We start from the raw sequence: 909 nt of genomic DNA, 5'->3' as shown, positions 1-909 counted from the left end.
GCGTTAAATGCACAGTCAAACATGGAGTCGTTATGACGTTTATAGCATCATTTGCTGATGAAAGTGGAACCCACAAAGGTTGCCCTTGTTATACTATTGGAATTTTAAATGTCCCCGAAGATTTTCTGCCTGTATTCAATCAAACCATTGAAAAAATCTATAATGCAAGCGGGCTCCAAGGCGAAATAAAATGGGAAAAAGTACGAAAGAGCGCAGGGCAAGTTAATTTATGCACTTCTATTCTAAAGTTCATACTTCAAAGTCCATGCACGTTTCATTCTATTGCAGTTTCAAAAGCACCTTACAGAAAGTGGCACTCAGACGAGGAAGGCGCATTTTTCACAACATATGATTTCTTGTTGCGTCAAAGTAGCCATGGATTAAATTCAAAATTTAAAGTCTACATTGATCAAAAAAGCACTTCTTACAGCAAACAAGATGAGGTTATGCAAATTATAACTAATCATATGCTTGCAAAACTCCCTACATCATCGACAATCGAACATGTATCAATGGAAAACTCGAAGTTACATTGGGGGTTGCAGGCAGTCGATGTTATGACCGGCGCTATTAATACTGGGTATCATTTATTCTTTGAGTCTAACGCTCAAATTCAAATAGCGAAAAAAATTACCGTTCATAGAATGGCTAATATTTTAGGGTGGGATAAGCTGCAATATGATACTTATCCAAACGACCACTTTAATATCTGGCACTTTCCACCAGAAACACGTGCGATTCCCGGCACAAGAAATATTGAACCTAATTTTGCAATAGGTGATATTAGTCGAGAACAGTTCGGAGCAATGTGCACTTAACAAGCTGTTAAACAAGGACAAAAAACAGTTGGTTTTTGCTCCTTCGTCGCTTATTTTAACCAACTATTTTTAGCCTGTTAACAGGGCGTTA

Annotated in this window: 1 protein-coding gene; it reads left to right on the top strand. The window is 37.7% G+C overall.

What is annotated here, in order from left to right:
- Positions 1-818: DUF3800 domain-containing protein (locus ESZ39_RS17595; RefSeq protein WP_223270448.1), on the top strand; the 818-nt coding region annotated here is incomplete at its 5' end.
- Positions 819-909 lie beyond the last annotated feature (91 nt).

It is taken from the genome of Colwellia sp. C1TZA3 (genome assembly GCF_007954265.1).
Classification (GTDB): Bacteria; Pseudomonadota; Gammaproteobacteria; order Enterobacterales; family Alteromonadaceae; genus Cognaticolwellia.
This window is presented reverse-complemented; position numbering and strand designations above follow the sequence as displayed.